The organism is Pseudomonas sp. LAMO17WK12:I10 (genome assembly GCF_900215185.1).
In the GTDB taxonomy this organism is placed as follows: Bacteria; Pseudomonadota; Gammaproteobacteria; order Pseudomonadales; family Pseudomonadaceae; genus Aquipseudomonas; species Aquipseudomonas chlororaphis.
The window spans coordinates 17,078-33,892 of record NZ_OBDX01000009.1 but is presented as its reverse complement, the minus strand read 5'-3'; the positions used below and the strand labels follow the sequence as shown (position 1 = coordinate 33,892).

At 64.7% G+C, this 16,815-nt stretch carries 21 protein-coding genes; 15 read left to right on the top strand and 6 right to left on the bottom strand.

From position 1 onward, the window contains the following. Positions 1 to 6 precede the first annotated feature (6 nt). Positions 7 to 1,131, bottom strand: a complete 1,125-nt coding sequence (locus CRO75_RS12225) for an endonuclease/exonuclease/phosphatase family protein (protein WP_097135575.1) — start codon at positions 1,129 to 1,131, stop codon at positions 7 to 9. Positions 1,132 to 1,347: 216 nt separating this feature from the next. On the opposite strand from CRO75_RS12225, the gene thpR reads away from it, so the two are divergent. Next, positions 1,348 to 1,893: an RNA 2',3'-cyclic phosphodiesterase gene (thpR, locus tag CRO75_RS12220; RefSeq protein WP_097135573.1), complete on the top strand. Its 546-nt coding sequence runs from the start codon at positions 1,348 to 1,350 to the stop codon at positions 1,891 to 1,893. A gap of 89 nt (positions 1,894 to 1,982) precedes the next feature. Continuing rightward, on the top strand, positions 1,983 to 2,174 hold the full coding sequence (locus CRO75_RS12215) for a hypothetical protein (RefSeq protein WP_097135571.1): 192 nt from the start codon (positions 1,983 to 1,985) through the stop codon (positions 2,172 to 2,174). A 33-nt stretch (positions 2,175 to 2,207) separates the two neighbouring features. Here the strand turns inward: CRO75_RS12215 and CRO75_RS12210 are convergent, their stop codons facing one another. Then, positions 2,208 to 2,693 (bottom strand): adenosine-specific kinase, encoded by a 486-nt coding sequence (locus tag CRO75_RS12210; protein ID WP_009043517.1) that lies wholly within the window; start codon positions 2,691 to 2,693, stop codon positions 2,208 to 2,210. Positions 2,694 to 3,034: 341 nt separating this feature from the next. Here CRO75_RS12210 and CRO75_RS12205 point away from each other — a divergent pair, with 341 nt between their 5' ends. From CRO75_RS12205 to CRO75_RS12190, 4 genes are all read left to right on the top strand, one after another. Further along, positions 3,035 to 3,316 (top strand): DUF3303 family protein, encoded by a 282-nt coding sequence (locus CRO75_RS12205; protein WP_097135569.1) that lies wholly within the window; start codon positions 3,035 to 3,037, stop codon positions 3,314 to 3,316. A 63-nt stretch (positions 3,317 to 3,379) separates the two neighbouring features. Then, positions 3,380 to 3,652 carry a DUF4242 domain-containing protein gene (locus CRO75_RS12200; RefSeq protein ID WP_097135807.1) on the top strand — a complete coding sequence of 91 codons (273 nt, stop codon included), beginning with the start codon at positions 3,380 to 3,382 and terminating at the stop codon, positions 3,650 to 3,652. A 221-nt stretch (positions 3,653 to 3,873) separates the two neighbouring features. Next, positions 3,874 to 4,863, top strand: a complete 990-nt coding sequence (locus CRO75_RS12195) for a DUF2157 domain-containing protein (protein ID WP_097135568.1) — start codon at positions 3,874 to 3,876, stop codon at positions 4,861 to 4,863. Continuing rightward, a complete protein-coding gene (locus CRO75_RS12190) occupies positions 4,860 to 5,897 on the top strand; it encodes a DUF2157 domain-containing protein (RefSeq protein ID WP_097135566.1) in 1,038 nt (345 codons plus the stop codon). Before CRO75_RS12195 ends, CRO75_RS12190 begins: the two co-directional genes overlap by 4 nt. Before the next feature lie 52 nt (positions 5,898 to 5,949). Here CRO75_RS12190 and CRO75_RS12185 read toward each other — a convergent pair whose 3' ends face one another. Continuing rightward, positions 5,950 to 6,303, bottom strand: coding sequence for a hypothetical protein (locus tag CRO75_RS12185; protein WP_007931870.1), 354 nt, complete (start codon positions 6,301 to 6,303; stop codon positions 5,950 to 5,952). Between the two features lie 299 nt (positions 6,304 to 6,602). On the opposite strand from CRO75_RS12185, the gene ltnD reads away from it, so the two are divergent. The 6 genes from ltnD to CRO75_RS12155 all read left to right on the top strand — a co-directional run bounded on the left by ltnD (position 6,603) and on the right by CRO75_RS12155 (position 12,678). Next, positions 6,603 to 7,688 carry an L-threonate dehydrogenase gene (ltnD, locus tag CRO75_RS12180; RefSeq protein WP_256596202.1) on the top strand — a complete coding sequence of 362 codons (1,086 nt, stop codon included), beginning with the start codon at positions 6,603 to 6,605 and terminating at the stop codon, positions 7,686 to 7,688. A gap of 10 nt (positions 7,689 to 7,698) precedes the next feature. Then, positions 7,699 to 8,991, top strand: a complete 1,293-nt coding sequence (otnK, locus tag CRO75_RS12175) for a 3-oxo-tetronate kinase (RefSeq protein WP_097135564.1) — start codon at positions 7,699 to 7,701, stop codon at positions 8,989 to 8,991. Continuing rightward, positions 8,988 to 9,638: an aldolase gene (locus CRO75_RS12170; RefSeq protein ID WP_097135562.1), complete on the top strand. Its 651-nt coding sequence runs from the start codon at positions 8,988 to 8,990 to the stop codon at positions 9,636 to 9,638. Before otnK ends, CRO75_RS12170 begins: the two co-directional genes overlap by 4 nt. Before the next feature lie 191 nt (positions 9,639 to 9,829). Beyond that, a complete protein-coding gene (locus CRO75_RS12165; protein WP_097135560.1) occupies positions 9,830 to 11,296 on the top strand; it encodes an SLC13 family permease in 1,467 nt (488 codons plus the stop codon). 19 nt (positions 11,297 to 11,315) lie between these two features. Further along, complete coding sequence (gene otnI, locus CRO75_RS12160; protein WP_097135558.1) at positions 11,316 to 12,098, top strand: 2-oxo-tetronate isomerase; 783 nt, start codon at positions 11,316 to 11,318, stop codon at positions 12,096 to 12,098. Positions 12,099 to 12,264: 166 nt separating this feature from the next. Beyond that, positions 12,265 to 12,678, top strand: a complete 414-nt coding sequence (locus CRO75_RS12155) for a hypothetical protein (RefSeq protein WP_009043526.1) — start codon at positions 12,265 to 12,267, stop codon at positions 12,676 to 12,678. Between the two features lie 21 nt (positions 12,679 to 12,699). On the opposite strand, the gene CRO75_RS12150 is transcribed toward CRO75_RS12155, so the two are convergent. Then, positions 12,700 to 13,533, bottom strand: coding sequence for a DeoR/GlpR family DNA-binding transcription regulator (locus CRO75_RS12150; protein ID WP_037004675.1), 834 nt, complete (start codon positions 13,531 to 13,533; stop codon positions 12,700 to 12,702). A 225-nt stretch (positions 13,534 to 13,758) separates the two neighbouring features. Between CRO75_RS12150 and CRO75_RS12145 the strand changes: the two genes are divergently transcribed. The 3 genes from CRO75_RS12145 (at position 13,759) to CRO75_RS12135 (ending at position 15,304) form a co-directional block, all read left to right on the top strand. Further along, positions 13,759 to 14,061 carry a hypothetical protein gene (locus CRO75_RS12145; RefSeq protein WP_097135556.1) on the top strand — a complete coding sequence of 101 codons (303 nt, stop codon included), beginning with the start codon at positions 13,759 to 13,761 and terminating at the stop codon, positions 14,059 to 14,061. A gap of 143 nt (positions 14,062 to 14,204) precedes the next feature. Beyond that, entirely contained in the window at positions 14,205 to 14,801 is a 597-nt protein-coding gene (locus tag CRO75_RS12140; protein WP_009043529.1) for an antitoxin Xre/MbcA/ParS toxin-binding domain-containing protein, read from the top strand. After that, the gene (locus tag CRO75_RS12135; protein ID WP_009043530.1) at positions 14,801 to 15,304 is read left to right on the top strand and encodes an RES domain-containing protein; all 504 of its coding nucleotides are present in this window, start codon (positions 14,801 to 14,803) and stop codon (positions 15,302 to 15,304) included. The genes CRO75_RS12140 and CRO75_RS12135 overlap by 1 nt, the downstream gene beginning before the upstream one ends. Positions 15,305 to 15,464: 160 nt before the next feature. Here the strand turns inward: CRO75_RS12135 and CRO75_RS12130 are convergent, their stop codons facing one another. Beyond that, positions 15,465 to 16,067 (bottom strand): hypothetical protein, encoded by a 603-nt coding sequence (locus CRO75_RS12130; protein ID WP_239990576.1) that lies wholly within the window; start codon positions 16,065 to 16,067, stop codon positions 15,465 to 15,467. 196 nt (positions 16,068 to 16,263) lie between these two features. Next, complete coding sequence (locus CRO75_RS12125; protein ID WP_256596207.1) at positions 16,264 to 16,809, bottom strand: fimbria/pilus periplasmic chaperone; 546 nt, start codon at positions 16,807 to 16,809, stop codon at positions 16,264 to 16,266. Positions 16,810 to 16,815 lie beyond the last annotated feature (6 nt).

Genomic DNA, 16,815 nt, shown 5'->3' with positions numbered 1-16,815 from the left:
TGCGGCTCACAGGTCGAGGTCGACCCACACCGCCGCGTGGTCCGAGCCGGCGTTTTCCTTCTTGTCCAGCTGCGGGTAGACCTCCCAGCGCTTGGGCTGGCTGCCCGGCCACATGCCCTTGCGCCATACGCCGCCGGCGGTGACGGTGGCGAACAGCGCGGGGGAGAGCAGCAGGTAGTCGATCTTGTTCGCCGCCTTGCAGGTGTCGAAGGTACCGGGGTAACCACCGTTATCGAAGGCCGGATGGACAAAGGCATCCTTGAGGTCCGTGCCCTTGAGCAAGGGCTCCAGCGGCGCGCTGTCCGGGGTGTCGTTGAAGTCGCCGACCACCGCGATATAGGCCTCGCCCTGGGCCACCAGCGCCTGGTAGATGAGCTTGATCCGCTCGGCCTGGGCCAGGCGCTTTTTCGCCGAGGCCGCAAGGCCGCCGAAGCCTTTGCTCTTGAGGTGGTTGACCAGGACGATCAGCTGCTTGTCCTTTTGTTTTGCAGAAGGCAACGGGATCTGGAACTGCGCGCAATCGCGGGAAAAGATCAGCTCCCCGTTGGCCGCGGCGTCGTCGACATGGCTGCGCAGTTGGCCGATGGGGTAGCCCGCGGCGGTCATCAGGCCGACATCGATGCCCCGTGTATCGTTGCCGTCGATCAGCATCACATGGGAGTACAGCGGGCCGCCCAGGGCGCCGATGATTTCGGTGTTGAAGTCGCGCAGGGCCGGGCGGCTTTCCGCCTCGACCACCGCCAGCACATCGGCTTGCAGGTCGATCATCACCCGCGCGGTATTGCGCATAGCTTCCAGGTCCACCGGGGCCTCGATCAGCTCCAGCGAACCGACCCACTCGGTGCGGCCGTTGGCGACAATCTCCAGGCCACCGGCCTTGGGCCGCTTGACCAGGCTGCCTTTGTTCTGCCGCAGGATCACAAAGGGGCCGGTGTCTGACTTGCTCAGGCCCAGCTCGGTCAGCAGCTTGACCATCTGCGCCTTGTCCTGGTCGGTGTAGATGGGCTCGCCCAGCAGCTGGTTGAGCTTGGCGAAACGCTCCAGCACCGGCTTGCCTTCGGCCCAGCCTTCCAGGTTCATGGCCTTGGCGCGGTTGAACAGGTTTTCAACGTTGTAGGACGCGAGTCTCATCGGGCTCTTCCTTTGCGTGGGGCGGACGTCAATGGGCATTACAACCGATAAAAATGACCGAATGCCGACAGACGCGGCATCTTGTTGCCTTCTTTATGCTGAACTCAGGAAAGGGCTAAACCGGCCCGGGATTCCCGGTGGGCGAGTCGCAGAGGGCCGGTGGGGAAGCGACCTGACAGACAGCACTTCGCCCGAACTGAATGGGGAGGACAGGGCATGAATGATGCGTCCCGCGAGCAGGGCGAGCCGTTCAAGCGGCTGTTCTTCGCCTTGCCCTGCACCGCCACCCAGCGCCGGGCCATTGCCCAGTGGCGCGGCGCGCTTGGGCTCAGGAGCGGCCGGCCGGTGCCGGCGGAAAACTTTCATTTGACCCTGATGTTCCTGGGCTCGGTCGCGGTGGCGCAGATTCCGCGGATCTGCGCCGCGGCGGCGAACGTGCGAACGCCCGGTGAGGCGTTGTACGTCCCGCTCGACCGCCTGGAGGTCTGGCGCCGGGCCGGGGTCTTGTTGCTGGCGCCGGCACAGGCGCCGCTGGCGTTGCGTCAGCTGGTGTATGCCTTGCAGGAAGCGCTGCTGCCCCTTGGGCTGGTCGATTCGCCGCGGGAGTTTCGCCCACACTTGACCTTGATGCGCGACTATCGGGCGCCAGTTCCCGAGTCCCAGACCCCTGCGGATTTTCACCTGAGTGCCCGGCACTTCGCCCTGTACGAGTCGCATAAGGGCCGTTATCGGCCGCTGGCCGAATGGGCGCTGGCGCGGTGACGGTCGGGGCAGCCGCCGGTCAGCCGAAACCCGCGTGCCTCAGGGCCTGCACGTTATAGTTGATGGGGCCGAATCAATGGGAGGAGGGCATGCGCCAGATCGTCAGCAAAGAGCCGTGGTGGGCCACGCCGCCGAAACCGGGCCAGGATGAGTCCGAGCTGGACTGGGGCTGGCTGATCACTTACAACGAGGGCGAGCCGCGCTTCGAGTTCGTCAAGGAGCGCCCTTCGGAGCAGGAGATCCGTCAGCGCAAGAGTTGCCGGACTACGCCGTCCGAGTAGCCGGTCGGCGCAGAGGGCAATCTTGCACGACCCTCACTGCTTGTAGCCGATCTGCCGCAGCAGGTTCTTGCGCCACAGGATGTCGTCGTCGCCTTCCAGGCCCTTGGCGCAGAAGCCATCCACCACCCCCAGCACCGCCCGGCCCTGCGCCGTTTCAGCGAGAATCACCTGGCTCGGGTTGGCGGTCGCGCAGAAGATGCGGCACACCTCAGGCACCATCTTCAGGGCGTTGAGCACGTTCAACGGATAAAAACCGTCGCCGAGAAACACGATAAAGCTGTGGCCGGCGGCGATCGCCTGGGCGTTCTTTTGCGCCAGCGCGATCATCGTCGGATCGCTGCCGGACCAGCGCACCAGGCATTGGCCGGAGGCTTCGCAAAAGGCCAGGCCAAAGGCGATGTTCGGCACGCTGGCGACCAGGGCTTCGTGGATGTCTTCGACGGACTTGATGAAGTGGGTCTGGCCGAAAATGAAGTTGGTGGCTTCCGGCTTGTCGATGTTCACGCTGATCAATTGCATCTCGAACCGCTCCTTGCCGATGTCGCGCGGCGCTGGGGGGGCGTTGACGAAAAGGGGGCAGCCGTCGCCGCCCGTTATTGCGGCGGCGGGATTGCTTGCTGCAACAGATCAAGCATAGCCATTCATGGATCGCGGCTTCGCTCGTTCGCGCTTGGGGCGCGAGTGCCCGGCAACAGGATCGACGGTCATGCGTCGGCAGCGGCAGGCTGCTATGCCTTCCCTAGGGGGCAATGGTTTCGGGCCGGCCGAGAGGCGGGGCGATACCGATGCGTGGTCGTGGTCACGGTGCCTGCCTGGCGCACGCAACGAACAACGGGCGCCCGTTTCGCAGGAGGTGGCAGATGTTATTCATTGTCAGTTGGTCAATCAGCCCCGAACGTCGTAACAGTGCGATCGAGCGATTTCTCAAGACGGGTGGGGCGCCACCCGCAGGGGTGAGCATGCTGGGACGCTGGCATGCCGTCGGCGGTATGACGGGGTTTGGTGTCGCACAGACCGACGATCTCACGCTGATGCAGAAATGGGTGCTGGAGTGGAGCGACCTGCTCAGGATGGACGTGCACCCGGCGCTGACCGATGAACAGGCCGCGCCGTTGCTGGCGGCGGTGATCGGCAGGCAATAGCCATTGGCGATCGGCCTGAAGCTCTTGCTTCAGCAAGAGCGGGACACAGAACTGGAGGTTGTCATGCCTAAATTTGTCATTGAACGCGATATACCGGGAGCTGGAGCGCTGTCGGCGCAGGATCTGCAAGGGATCGCGCAAAAGTCCTGCAAGGTGCTTGGTGAACTGGGGCCGCAGGTGCAGTGGCTGCACAGCTACGTCACGGGCGACAAAATCTACTGCGTCTATATCGCGCCAAACGAGGAGCTCATCCGCGAGCATGCCCGGCAAGGCGGCTTTCCGGCGGACCGGGTATCGCGGGTGACCTCGATCATCGATCCGACGACCGCGGAGTAGGGCCTTGCGGTGACAGGCGCGCGTCTGGCTCGGCGTACCCTTGCCCCAGGGCGAGGTGATGCCGCTGGCTGGAAAACAAGGCCGCCCTCGGGGCGGCCTTTTTCATGGGCGCGGCGTGCCGCGTTAGCGCCGCGGGGCGTCTTGCCAGGCACAGGCTCGGCTATGCTGCAGAGTCGACGGCCGGTTTGCGGCCGATGTCCACACCTTGAACCAAGAGCGCCATGAGAAAAACCACCCAGCAGATGTTGCTCCACGAAATCGCCGACTGGCGCCACCGTGGCCTGATCGATGCCGAGGCGCAGCAGCGGCTCGGCGCCCTGTACGAACGTCCCGAACACCGTTTGTCCACGGTCCTGCAATGGCTGGGCATCGGCGCGGTGTTGCTGATCGGCATGGCGGTGCTGGGCGGCATTGGCCTGCTGGCCGAGTCGGTACTGGTGGGGGCGGTGCTGTTTTTCGCCGCCGGTGTCGGGCTCTGGCTGATCGGCGCGCGCCTGGCCCGCGATCCGGCGCGGCGCATGCCGGTCACCGGGGTGGCGATCCTGACCATCGGCCTGATCCTGATGGGCGCCAGCCTGCTGCTGGGCAGCTCCGACAGCGAAACCGGCGACTTCGGCAACCTGCCCCTGGCGCTGCTGGTCACCGCCGCCCTGAGCATTGCCACCGCCTATGGCTATCGCCTGCGCTGGCCGCTGCTGCTGGGCCTGCTTTGCGTTTTCCACGGCCTGGGTTCGTGGGAGTGGTATGGCGGTTCCGGCACTTACTATTTCGGCATCCAGGACCCGCGCTCCATGGCCGTGATCGCCGCGCTGGTCGCGCTCCTGGGGCTATGGCACCAGCGCGCCGAGGATCACGCCTTGCGCCGGTTCAGTGGCTTCGGACGGCTGTATGTGATCTTCGGATTGTTGTACTTCAACTGTTCGCTGTGGTTCCTCAGCCTGGAGGAAGCTTACCGCCAGACCCTGACCTGGACCCTGTTGTTCACCTTGGGCGCCATCGTCCAATTGGTACTCGGCGCGCGCTTCAAGCACCCCAGCTTCACCGGTTTTGGCGTGGTGTTCCTCGGCATCGACCTGTACACGCGCTTTTATGAGTACGCCTGGGAACAGCTGAGCGCCGCGGTGTTTTTTGCCGTGGCCGGCGCCCTCGGCATGCTCCTGGGCTGGTTGTTCGAACGCACCGCGCTGCGCGCCGGGGAGGCTGGCCAATGAACCCGGATCGCCGTAATCGCCAGATGCACAACGCCCTGGACCAATGGCTGCGCGACGGCCTGATCGACACCCAGGCCCACGCGCGGATCGCCGAGCTGTATCCGCAGACCCGCTGGGACTGGCGTTCCCTGGGGCGCTGGTTCCTGACCTTCGGCGCCATCAGCCTGGCGGCGGGCTTGCTGATCCTGCTGCATGAACACCTGACGTTCACCTTACCGAAACTGGCGGGCGGCCTCGGCCTGTTGATGGTCGGCTTGTTCGTCGCCGGGCGCTGGCTGCTGGGCAAACAACTGAAACTGCTCGGCGCGACCCTGGAGTTGCTCGGCGGTTTTGCCCTGATCGGCCTGAGCCTGGTGTTGGGCATGATCTACTCCGACGGCTCGGGCAACTGGCCGGCGCTGTTGCTGGTGGACCTGCTGCTGTTGCTGGCGCTCAGTTATGTGCTGAACAACGCCTTGCTGCTGACCCTGTGCAGCGTGCTGTTCTTCATCTGGTTCGGCGGGCGCAGCGGTTATGAGTCGGGGTGGGGCGCCTACTGGTTCGGCATGAACTACCCGCTGCGCTTCCTCGGCGCGGCCCTGGCCATGGTGCTGTTCGGCTTTGTCCATCTGTGGGGCGAGGCCTCGACGCTGGCCCGTTATCGCGGCTTTGCCAAGGTGTGGATTTCTGCCGGGCTGTTCATGGCCCAGATGTCGTTGTGGCTGCTGTCGCTGTTCGGCAGCTACGACCTGATCGACGGTCCGTGGCACCTGGCCGAGGCCGGCGAACTGGTGCTGTTCAATGGGCTGTGGGCGGCGTTCAGCCTGGGCTTGCTGGCACTGGGCATTCGCCTGCGCTTTTCCATGCTGGTGGGCTATGGCGCGACCTTCTTCATCATCCAGCTGTACACGCTGTTCTTCACCCAACTGGCGGACACCCTGGGTTGGTTCGTCAGCCTGCTGATTGCTGGTGGCAGCCTGCTGGGGTTGGTGATCTGGCTGGAAGGCAAACGCCAGCAACGCCGGGCTGGGCCGGGCGAAGCGGAATCGGTGTAGGGAAGGGGAGAAGCCCATGCCCGAAGTCGCGGGCATGGGCAGGCGACGGACCCTAGGCTGTCAGTCGTTTTTCGATATCCCGGTAGGTTTCGCTGTCTGTGGCCGCCAGCAGTTTGCGGCCATCCTTGAAGGTGCCGATGAAGGTCACCTCGGTTTCCTTGCCGGCTATCAGGTAGCCCGCAAGCGCACCCACCGGACCCAGCAGCATGGCCCCGGCGATGCCGTAGCCAATGGCGTCCCTGTTGGTAATGCTGTCCTGTGTCGCGATTTCCAGGTGTTTGAATGCGGAGGCTTTGACCTCGACGCCCGGGGAGGGGTTGGTCACGGTCGGCAGCTTGAAGACGCCCTGTCGGTACTCGCCATTCCCTTGTAGAAAATCACCAGCCAATACATTGATCTTTGCCATGTTGAATATCCTTGTTCAAGCATTGCGGATTGACCATACAGCGCCGTCCCGTGCCCACCGTCAATGAGGGGGCGATGAAGGGCGGTACCACTGATCGGTGATGTTGCGCCTAACAGCATCGGTCTCGAGTGTAGACGCCTGGTTGACGCAGATCAGTTCGCTGGTCGCAATGGGCTACCGCTCGTCCGTTTGATTCTGCGCGGGCTGCAAGGCTGTCACGAGTTGTCTGGCGTCCATGTTCGGCAATGTTAATAAATGTTAGATTGAAAAAATACTTCACATAATTCGTTCATTGGTGGATGATCAGGCCACACCTGATAACAACAAATCACAGGACGGCCCCTCGATGTCCGACAAGGTCTCGATTCACCCGCCAGGCGACCCTGTCGCCCCTGCCGCCCGTGCTGCCCTTTACCTCGCGGCCCGCCGCCCGCGCCTTGCCGGCGTGGAGCAAGCCGCTGTCTTCCCTGGAGTACCCCATGAATAACAAGAATGTCGGTGTTGTCGGCCTGGGCGCGATGGGCCTGGGCATTGCCCGCTCGCTGCTGCGCGCGGGTTTCAAGGTGCATGCCTGTGACGTGCGTGAAGCGGTCACCCAGCAGTTCGCCAGCGAAGGCGGGGTGGCCTGCGCGTCGCCGGCGCGGATGGCCGAGGCCTGCGATGTGATCATCACAGTGGTGGTCAACGCCGAGCAGACCGAAACCGTGCTGTTCGGTGGAGAGGGCGCCGTGTCGGCCTTGGGTGCCGGCAGCCTGGTGATCGGCTGCGCCACCGTGGCGCCGACCTACGCCGTGGAGCTGGGCGAGCGCCTGGCCGAGCAGGGCCTGCTGTACCTCGACGCGCCGATCTCCGGCGGCGCGGCCAAGGCTGCCGCCGGCGAGATGACCATGATGACCTCCGGCCCGGCTGCGGCCTACGCCAAGGCCGAAGCGATACTCGCCGGCATGGCGGGCAAGGTCTATCGCCTGGGCGATGCCCACGGCCTGGGTTCCAAGGTCAAGATCATCAACCAGCTGCTGGCCGGGGTGCACATCGCCGCGTCCGCCGAAGCCATGGCCCTGGGCCTGCGCGAAGGGGTGGACGCCGACGCCCTGTACGAAGTGATCACCCACAGCGCCGGCAACTCCTGGATGTTCGAGAACCGCGTGCCGCACATCCTCAAGGCTGACTACACACCGTTGTCGGCGGTGGACATTTTCGTCAAGGACCTGGGCCTGGTGCTGGATACCGCCCGCGCCAGCAAATTCCCGCTGCCGCTGTCGGCCACCGCGCACCAGATGTTCATGCAGGCCTCCAGCGCCGGTTTCGGCCGCGAGGACGACTCGGCGGTGATCAAGATTTTCCCGGGCATCGACCTGCCGACCGCCAAGCCCGAGCCTGTCTGAGGAACGCTCCATGACCCATTCCACCGCACGCCCGTTGCTGGGCTGCATCGCCGACGATTTCACCGGCGCCACTGACCTGGCCAACATGCTGGTGCGCGGCGGCATGCGCACGGTGCAAAGCATCGGCATCCCCAGCCGCGAAGTGGCGGCCGGGCTGGATGCCGACGCCATCGTCATCGCCCTCAAGTCGCGCACCACGCCGGTGGCCGAAGCGGTCGAGGAATCCCTCGCGGCCCTGGACTGGCTGCGCGAACAGGGCTGCGAGCAGATTTTCTTCAAGTACTGCTCGACCTTCGATTCCACCGCCGCCGGCAATATCGGCCAGGTCAGCGAGGCCCTGCTCAAGGCCCTGAACAGTGATTTCACCCTGGCGTGCCCGGCGTTCCCGGAAAACGGCCGGACCATCTTCCGTGGCCACCTGTTCGTCCAGGACCAGTTGCTCAGCGAGTCGGGCATGCAGCATCACCCGCTGACGCCGATGACCGACGCCAACCTGGTGCGCGTGCTGCAGGCCCAGACCCAATTGAAAGTCGGCCTGTTGCGCTACGACAGCATCGCCGGGGGCGTCGAGGCGGTGCGGGCGAAAATCGCCGAACTGCGCGCGCAGGGCGTCGGCATGGCCATCGCCGACGCGCTGTCCGACCAGGACCTCTACACCCTGGGCAGCGCCTGCGCCGACCTGCCGTTGCTCACCGGCGGCTCCGGCCTGGCCCTGGGCCTGCCGGGCAACTTCCGCCGCGCCGGCAAACTGCGCGACTTCGACGCGGCGTCGCTGCCGACGGTCGAAGGCGACGAAGTGGTGCTGGCCGGCAGTGCCTCGGTGGCCACCATCGGCCAGGTCGCGGCCTGGCTGGAGGCCGACCGTCCGGCCCTGCGCATCGACCCCATGGCCCTGGCCGCCGGCGAGCCGGTGGTGGAAAACGCCCTGGCCTTTGCCCGCGACAGTGACGAAACCGTACTGATCTACGCCACCAGCACCCCGGCCGAGGTCAAGGCGGTGCAACAGCAGCTCGGCGTCGAACGCGCCGGCGCGCTGGTGGAGAACGCCCTGGGCGAGATCGCCGCGGGCCTGCGCCAGAACGGCGTGCGCCGTTTTGTGATCGCCGGTGGCGAAACCTCCGGCGCGGTGGTCAAGGCGCTGGGGGTCAACCTGCTGCAGATCGGCGCGCAGATCGACCCGGGCGTGCCGGCCACCCTCAGCAACTCCGCCGAGCCTCTGGCGCTGGCCTTGAAGTCCGGCAACTTCGGCAGCCGCGACTTCTTTGCCAAGGCCCTCAAGCAACTGGCCGGAGGTGGCCAATGAGCGCCGCGGCGAATAAGGAACAGGCCCTGCGCGAAGAGATCTGCGACGTCGGCCGCAGCCTCTACCAGCGCGGCTACACCGTGGGCAGCGCCGGTAACATCAGCGCGCGCCTCGACGATGGCTGGCTGATCACCCCGACCGACGTCTGCCTCGGCCGCCTCGATCCGGCGGCCATCGCCAAGGTCAACCTGGCGGGGGAGTGGGTGTCCGGCGACAAGCCATCGAAGACCCTGGCCCTGCATCGCCAGGTCTATGACCGCAACCCGGGCGTCGGCGGCGTGGTGCACACCCATTCCACCCACCTGGTGGCGTTGACCCTGGCCGGCGTATGGCAGCCGGATGACATCCTGCCGCCGCTGACGCCGTACCAGGTGATGAAGGTCGGGCACATCCCGCTGATCGGCTACCAGCGCCCGGGTTCGCCCAAGGTCGCCGAGCAGGTGGCGCAACTGGCCAACAGCGTGCGCGGGGTGATGCTCGAACGCCTGGGGCCGGTGGTCTGGGAAAGCTCGGTGGCCAAGGCCAGCTACGCCCTGGAAGAACTGGAAGAAACCGCGCGGCTCTGGCTGATGAGCAACCCCAGGCCGGAACCGCTGGATCAGGCAGCCCTGGATGAGCTGCGCGAGACCTTCGGCGTGCACTGGTAGGTAGCGCGCCGCTGCAACTCGACACTGTAAACCGACATTGCAAGCACTGCCCGGGAGCCGCCGTCAGGCTCTCGACGGCCCCGGCTTGCCTGAAAAACAATAACAACAGGACATCCCCGCATGACGTTCCCTGACTGCAGCTGTTTTGGCTTCACCGGCGCTTCTTTCTCTTATGAGGGAGGGGCCGCGCAATGAGCCCGCTTATCCTGATGTTGACGGCCGGCGCGGGCATCGCGCTGCTGCTGTTCCTGGTGCTCAAGTACAAGTTCCAGCCCTTTGTCGCGCTGATGCTGGTGAGCATCCTGGTGGCGCTGGTGGCCGGGGTGAAACCGGCCGATCTGGTGGCGACCATCGAAGGCGGCATGGGCAAGACCCTCGGCCATATCGCGATCATCATCGCCCTCGGCGCCATGATCGGGCGGATCATCGAGCTGTCCGGCGGCGCCGAGGCCCTGGCCAAGACCCTGATCGAGCGTTTCGGCAACCGCCGCACGCCGCTGGCGCTGACCATCGCCGGGTTCATCATCGGCGTGCCGGTGTTCTTCGAAGTCGGGGTGATCATCCTTATGCCGCTGGCCTATGGCGTGGCGCGCCGGGCGCGCAAGCCGCTGCTGGTGTTCGCCTTGCCGATGTGCGCGGCGCTGCTCACCGTGCACGCGTTCCTGCCGCCCCATCCGGGCGCCGTGGCCGCGGCTAGCCAGCTGGGCGCCGACCTGGGCCGGGTGCTGATGTTCGGCCTGCCGATCACCGCCTTCCTGTGCTACGTCGGCTACCGCGTGGCCGGGCGCATGACCCGGCGCTTCTACCCGATGACCGACGACATTCGCGCCGAAGTCTATGGCCCCCACGTGACCAACGACGACCTGCTGGCCTGGACCAATGGCAACGGCCATGAGCTGAACCCGCAACAGGCGGCGGTGGCGGCGTCCCACATGGGCCTGGAAGAATCCACCAGCGCCATAGTCGCCAAGCTGCCACCGGCGCCCGCGCCCGGTTTCGGCCTGATCGTCAGCCTGATCTTGCTGCCGATCGTGCTGATCCTGCTGGGCACCCTGGCCACTTCGCTGCTGCCCGCCGAATCCACCCTGCGCGGCATCATGACCGTGCTCGGCGCGCCGCTGGTGGCGCTGCTGATCGATACCTTGCTGTGCGCCTGGCTGCTGGGTTCGCGCCGTGGCTGGAGCCGCAACCAGGTGTCGGACGTGATCGGCTCGGCCTTGCCGGGCGTGGCCATGGTGATCCTGATCGCCGGGGCCGGCGGGGTGTTCGGCAAGGTGCTGGTGGACACCGGGATCGGCGCGGTGGTCTCCGACCTGCTGCGCACCACCGGCCTGCCGGTGCTGGCCCTGGGCTTTTTGCTGACCATGCTGCTGCGCGCGGTGCAGGGTTCGACCACCGTGGCCCTGGTGACCACCGCCGGGATCATCAGCCCGCTGATCGCCACCCTGAACCTGACCCCCAACCACATGGCGCTGCTGTGCCTGGCCATGGGCGGTGGCGGGCTGGCCATGTCGCATATCAACGACGCCGGCTACTGGATCTTCACCAAGCTCGCCGGGCTCAACGTCGCCGACGGCCTGCGCACCTGGACCGTGATCACCACCTTGCTCGGTACCCTGGGTTTCTGTATTACCTTGCTGATCTGGCCTTTTGTCTGAGCCGTTTTTAGGAGCCAACATGCCTCGTTTTGCTGCCAACCTAAGCATGCTCTACCCGCAACACGGGTTTCTCGAGCGTTTCGCCGCCGCGGCGGCCGACGGTTTCGAAGCGGTGGAATACCTGTTCCCCTACGACTACAGCCCCCAGGAGCTCAAGCAGCGCTTGAGCGACAACGGCCTGGTCCAGGCCCTGTTCAACGCGCCGCCCGGCGACTGGGCGGCGGGCGAGCGGGGCACCGTGACCCTGCCGGGGCGCGAGGCGGAGTTCCGCGCCGGCTTCGACCGCGCCCTGGAATACGCCGCGGTGCTGGGCAACTCGCGCATCCACGTGATGGCCGGCCTGCTGCCCTCGGAAGACCTGCGCGAACGCCATCACGCGGTGTACCTGGAGAACCTGGCCTACGCCACCGCCCAGGCGGCCAAGGCCGGGGTCACCGTGCTGCTGGAGCCGATCAACACCCGCGACATGCCGGGCTTCTTCCTCAACCGCCAGGACCAGGCCCAGGCGATCTGCAAGGAAGTCGGCGCGAGCAACCTCAAGGTGCAGTTCGACTGCTACCACTGCCAGATCGTCGAGGGCGACCTGGCGACCAAGCTGCGCCGCGACTTCGCCGGCATCGGCCATATCCAGATCGCCGGCGTGCCGGACCGCCACGAGCCGGACCTGGGCGAGTTGAACTACCCCTACCTGTTTGCGCTGATGGACCAGCTGGGCTACGACGGCTGGGTCGGTTGCGAGTACCGGCCGCGCGGCGATACCTCGGCCGGCCTGCAATGGCTACGGGACTGGAAAGCCTTCTGAGGGGCGGGCAGGGCGGTGGCGCTGGTCAGTGCGTGCCCGCCCGTTAGCTGTGATTCTGCGCGAATCTGAACATTTCTGAAGGTGTCGGCCTTCGCTCCCCAGCTGCGGGTACATTGGCTCCCTGTCGCCAGGGCCATCACTGGTGCCATCAATGGGAGCGGGGAGCATGGAAAAGTCGATATTCGTCGATCAGTCGGGCCTGGACGACGCGCCTTGTCGTCCGCACGATCTGCATTGGGAACAGATCCCCACCGTGACCCTGGAGCGCATCGAGCGCGAATACCGCCGTGCCCGGCGCACCACCATTCTTGGTCAGTGGATCAATATCGCCAGCGTGCTGCTGGTGGTGCTGAGCGCCGCCTGCGGCCTCTGGCTGTGGAACCACTTCCGCGCCCAGGGGCTGGACCAGGGCTTCGGCCTGCGGCAACTGTTCGTGCTGCTGTTCTTTTTCGCCAGCCTGTGCGCGGTGGTGGAGTGGCTGCGACGCATTCGCCGCACTACCCGGGTGGCCCTCGACGGCTTGAGCGAAGACCTGCGGGATATCGCCTGCGTGCTGTGGTTCAGAAAGCAGCACCAGTGAGCGGCACCCGCGCAGCGGCTGTCAGTCTTTCGCTGCAACCGCTTGCGAGTCGGAGGGCAGCAGCAATTCCACCCCTTGCTTGCGAATCCCGTCCGCCGCGGCCTGGGCCAGGTCGTCGTCGCTGATGATCACGTCGAACTGCTCCAGCCCAGCGATGCGGTACATGCTGAAGGTGCCGTACTTCGAACTGCTGGCCACCAGCACCACCTGGGACGCCGACTGCATCGCCACCTGCTTGACCTCGACCTTCAACGCCGACGGCGTGGTGATGCCGCGGCGCAGGTCCCAGGAGCTGGTGGACATAAAGGCGATATCGGTCACCACCTGACGCAGGGTCGCCACCGCCAGCCCGCCGACGCAGGAATGGTTGTCGTGGTCGAGTTGGCCGCCGGTGTGGATCACCGTCACCTGCGGCGCCTCCATTAGCGCCTGGACGATGCCGAAGTCGTTGGTCACCACGGTCATGCCCGACAGCGCCTTGATGTACGGCACGATCTCCAGGGTGCTGGTGCCGGCGTCCAGGTACACCGTCATGTCCGCGTGCAGCAGCCGCGCCGCCAGCCGGGCCATGGCCTGCTTCTGCGGCAGCTCGACCACCGCCTTGGTCTGGTGGCTCGGCTCGCTGTGCAGCTGGCTGGCGATACGCACCCCACCGGTCACCGAATAGGCCCGGCCTTCCTGCTCCAGCAGCGCGATATCGCGGCGCACGGTCATGTGCGAGCAGTCGAACATCTCCATCAACTGATGCACGCTCAACACCTGGTGCTTGCGCAACTGGCGCAGGATCAGCTCGCGACGCTGCTCGGGAATCATCGGGGCGCCGCTATCGCTGGCGATGTCCTTGGGGTTGGGCATTGAGGCTCCGCAGTGGCTGGGCAGAAGGCAGGTAACTGGCGGACATAGTAGCGAATCCGCGGGGCGGGAACGAGAAGCACGCAACCGATCGTCCCCCCTGTACCACCGCGCGGCTCTGCCTCTGCAGGAGCGCAGCTTGCACGCGAAGAACGATGACGCGATATTCCTGCATTGCGCGTGACGGCTATCGAGCATCGACCGGCGAGCAGTTACCAAGGAGCGGTCATGGACCCCAAGCGTTATGAACACCTGACGATCAGCATCGAGCCCCATGAAATGCGCATGAGCCATTGGGTGTACGCACCCAGGGTGGTGGATGCTCGCGATGGCCGGGTCGTGCTGGACCTGAGTGGCGGGCCGTGGGACCTGGTGTCCTGCTCGTCATCGACGGCGGCGGTGGAGCTGCTGTTGCGCAAGTACCCCGGAGAGCGTGAGGCGGTCTGCCTGAGCATTCGCCTGGCCGACAACAGTCTCTGGCTGGGCGACAGCCCGGTCGCCGCCGGGGATATCGCAGGGGCGCTGGGCTGAGTTGCGCCTTTGCGCCCGTCCAGGGGCTGCGCCATTGCGCGAAGCGTCACCAGGGCCTGACGACCGTTGGTAAGCTGGTGGTTCTTTATTTTGCCAAATGGCATTAAAGTTAATGCCATCTGTCATCAGGCCGGGAGATGATCATGACCGCCGCCGCCAAGAATACCGCCACCGTGAAACCTTCGGCCGAGGCTGAGAAGGCCAAGGGCAGTGCGCCCAAGGCCATCGCCAAGGTCGAACCGCGCAAGCCCTCCGCCAGCCGCATCCGCGGCCCCAAGGCCAACCTGCTGCGCGAAGAGGCGGCGGTCTATGCGCTGCCTTCGCCCATGGTGCGCGGGCTGCTGCCGGGCACTGACGCCGATGACCCGATGGCGGTATTCAGGGCCACCCAGCTGGGGTTCTCCCTGGGCGCGGTGATCGAGCTGGTGGAGTCGGTCGAGGCCTTCAAGCGCTACAACGTGCTGGCGAAGATCGTCGGGTTTTCCGAGCGCACCCTGGCGCGGCGCCTGAAGAACCAGGACCAGGCCCTGACCCCCGAACAGAGCGCCCGCGCCTTGCACTACGCGCAAGTGCTGGAAAAGGCCGAGGCGGTGCTGGGCTCCCGGGCGCTGGCCGAAGACTGGATGACCCAGCCGGCGCTAGGCCTGGATGGCGAAGTCCCGATCGACCTGCTGGCCAACCCGGTGGGCTATGAACTGGTGACGGACTTTCTGCACCGGCTCGAGTTCGGGGTCTACTGATGCTCACTGATCCCCTGGCCCCGGCCCTGCATTTCTGGCGTCTCGACCAGGCCCGGCATGCCTCGACCTGGAATAGCGGCATTGGCGCCGAAGGCAGCGGCGGGCGCTGGAACCCCAAGGGGGTGCAAGTGGTGTACGCCAGCCTGGACGCCTCGACCGCGATCCTGGAAGTGGCGGTGCACAAAGGTTTCAAGGCCCTCGACTGCCTGCCCCACACCCTGACCGCGGCCCGGGTGCTGGACCCATCGCGGGTCCACACCGTTCGCCCCGAAGACATCCCCAACCCCAACTGGCTGATCCCCGGAACCCCCAGCCACAGCCAACAAGCCTTCGGCGCCAGCCTGCTGGAACAGCATCCCTTCGTACTGATCCCCTCCAGCGTGTCGCGCCATAGTTGGAACCTGCTGATCAACCCCTTGCTGGCCACGGGGTTGTATGAGCTGGTGTTGCAGGAGCGCTTTGCGCTGGATGGGCGGTTGAGTCCGCCGGAGCGTGTCGTGTAGCGCAGCAGCGCCGAGCAATTTCAGAATCTTCCTACACCCCGGCTGTCGCCACTTAGCGTAACGTTCCGTTGCCAACTGCAACCAAACTTGCCCCCATCTTGATGGGGGCTTTTTTATGGTTCTTCACGGATTACCGGGAAGAACCCATTTTTTACCTGCCTTACCGACGGATGTTACGCATTTGCCACGTTCTTCTGCCCGGCCGAAATGAGTGGGTTACCGTCTGGTTCGGTACCGAGCAGGTGCCATCGATCGGGGTGACAGTGCCCTTCAGGTAAATGTACAGGGACGAAGAGCCTGCCATTTCGAGCCCGTAGTAGTTCGGAGAGCCCATGGCGCCAGCCAGGGAGCCGCCTAGATTTTGGCGACCATCGCCGAGTAACTGCATTTCGATTGGCTGGGTGAACGAGACCCCTGGCTGTGAAGTTCCGTAGGCTGTTCCATTGATCAACAAACGAGTCGATATGCCCGAGACGTTCGTGGTGATTATTGGTGAGGTTGAGGTTGATACGCCGCCATTTGGGAAGGCATAAATTCTTTGGACTGAGCACTTCGATTGGCCGCATGCCTGCTGCGCAGTGATGTAATGTCGAGCCAGTATGGTGCCGCTGGCCGTGTTCTTCGGGATCGACAGTTCCTGCCCAAATGCATCCACACTTGCAGCCTTCGCGGACGGCGATACGGCGAAGGCCATGAGTGCAATGACGCAAAGTTGCGGTGCGCCGAACAGGGCGCTGATCATTTTTTCTGCTGTGGTCTTCATTGCCTGCTTTTCTCTGATCGACCTTGAATAGGGTTCGTGGGTGAATCGCTCTTGCGCACCCTGGTTCCATGCGTTCGGAAATGAATCTCTTTGTTTAGGCGAAGATTGTTGGCGACGTGTGTATTTCACTAAGCATTCAGCTGATAACAAGACGCGGGTTCAGCGACAAACAAAGAGTTCTGATCTTTAACCTGGCTCAACTGGATAGGTCGCCTGAGTGCTGTACCGCTACGCCATCGTCGTTGATGCTTTCGAACTCGATCTTTGTTGCTCCGCCTGGCGCCAGGGAAGATGCCCTCTCGATCGCGAATGATTGGCTTGAATAGGGGGGCAGCATTGTCGCCGGAACCGGATAACTGTTCGAACCGCTCTTGACGTTCACCGTGCCGAAAGAAATGTGAAACGCGGAGTCATTCCTGATTTCCAGGCCGGGCTTGCCCTCCTTGGACACCCTGCGCCATTGCAGCCTGGAGGGGACCTGGTCAACGTCGCCGGGCAAGCCGGCGGGCCGGTAAAACAACTTGATGCGCTGGCGCACGGCAATCTGCAGGATGTTTTCATCCTTCGACTTCTGGGGGATTTCCTGCACGCTCAACCAGAACACCGACTCCCTGTCCGCGGGTAGCCCCATGCCTAGATACAGAATGCGCAACTGCTGCCGGGCGTTCCCGTTCAGGCGTTTCAGCGGAGGGGTGAGGGCAAAGGGGACGTCCTGATCGGTGCTTGTGCCGAAGGGCTCGATCCAGGA

What these genes read in the sequence shown, in the direction of transcription:
- CRO75_RS12225 (WP_097135575.1), bottom strand. Translation starts at nt 1,131, where the DNA reads ATGAGACTCGCGTCCTACAACGTTGAAAACCTGTTCAACCGCGCCAAG.
- thpR (WP_097135573.1), top strand. Translation starts at nt 1,348, where the DNA reads ATGAATGATGCGTCCCGCGAGCAGGGCGAGCCGTTCAAGCGGCTGTTC.
- CRO75_RS12215 (WP_097135571.1), top strand. Translation starts at nt 1,983, where the DNA reads ATGCGCCAGATCGTCAGCAAAGAGCCGTGGTGGGCCACGCCGCCGAAA.
- CRO75_RS12210 (WP_009043517.1), bottom strand. Translation starts at nt 2,693, where the DNA reads ATGCAATTGATCAGCGTGAACATCGACAAGCCGGAAGCCACCAACTTC.
- CRO75_RS12205 (WP_097135569.1), top strand. Translation starts at nt 3,035, where the DNA reads ATGTTATTCATTGTCAGTTGGTCAATCAGCCCCGAACGTCGTAACAGT.
- CRO75_RS12200 (WP_097135807.1), top strand. Translation starts at nt 3,380, where the DNA reads ATGCCTAAATTTGTCATTGAACGCGATATACCGGGAGCTGGAGCGCTG.
- CRO75_RS12195 (WP_097135568.1), top strand. Translation starts at nt 3,874, where the DNA reads ATGAGAAAAACCACCCAGCAGATGTTGCTCCACGAAATCGCCGACTGG.
- CRO75_RS12190 (WP_097135566.1), top strand. Translation starts at nt 4,860, where the DNA reads ATGAACCCGGATCGCCGTAATCGCCAGATGCACAACGCCCTGGACCAA.
- CRO75_RS12185 (WP_007931870.1), bottom strand. Translation starts at nt 6,303, where the DNA reads ATGGCAAAGATCAATGTATTGGCTGGTGATTTTCTACAAGGGAATGGC.
- ltnD (WP_256596202.1), top strand. Translation starts at nt 6,603, where the DNA reads ATGATCAGGCCACACCTGATAACAACAAATCACAGGACGGCCCCTCGA.
- otnK (WP_097135564.1), top strand. Translation starts at nt 7,699, where the DNA reads ATGACCCATTCCACCGCACGCCCGTTGCTGGGCTGCATCGCCGACGAT.
- CRO75_RS12170 (WP_097135562.1), top strand. Translation starts at nt 8,988, where the DNA reads ATGAGCGCCGCGGCGAATAAGGAACAGGCCCTGCGCGAAGAGATCTGC.
- CRO75_RS12165 (WP_097135560.1), top strand. Translation starts at nt 9,830, where the DNA reads ATGAGCCCGCTTATCCTGATGTTGACGGCCGGCGCGGGCATCGCGCTG.
- otnI (WP_097135558.1), top strand. Translation starts at nt 11,316, where the DNA reads ATGCCTCGTTTTGCTGCCAACCTAAGCATGCTCTACCCGCAACACGGG.
- CRO75_RS12155 (WP_009043526.1), top strand. Translation starts at nt 12,265, where the DNA reads ATGGAAAAGTCGATATTCGTCGATCAGTCGGGCCTGGACGACGCGCCT.
- CRO75_RS12150 (WP_037004675.1), bottom strand. Translation starts at nt 13,533, where the DNA reads ATGCCCAACCCCAAGGACATCGCCAGCGATAGCGGCGCCCCGATGATT.
- CRO75_RS12145 (WP_097135556.1), top strand. Translation starts at nt 13,759, where the DNA reads ATGGACCCCAAGCGTTATGAACACCTGACGATCAGCATCGAGCCCCAT.
- CRO75_RS12140 (WP_009043529.1), top strand. Translation starts at nt 14,205, where the DNA reads ATGACCGCCGCCGCCAAGAATACCGCCACCGTGAAACCTTCGGCCGAG.
- CRO75_RS12135 (WP_009043530.1), top strand. Translation starts at nt 14,801, where the DNA reads ATGCTCACTGATCCCCTGGCCCCGGCCCTGCATTTCTGGCGTCTCGAC.
- CRO75_RS12130 (WP_239990576.1), bottom strand. Translation starts at nt 16,067, where the DNA reads ATGAAGACCACAGCAGAAAAAATGATCAGCGCCCTGTTCGGCGCACCG.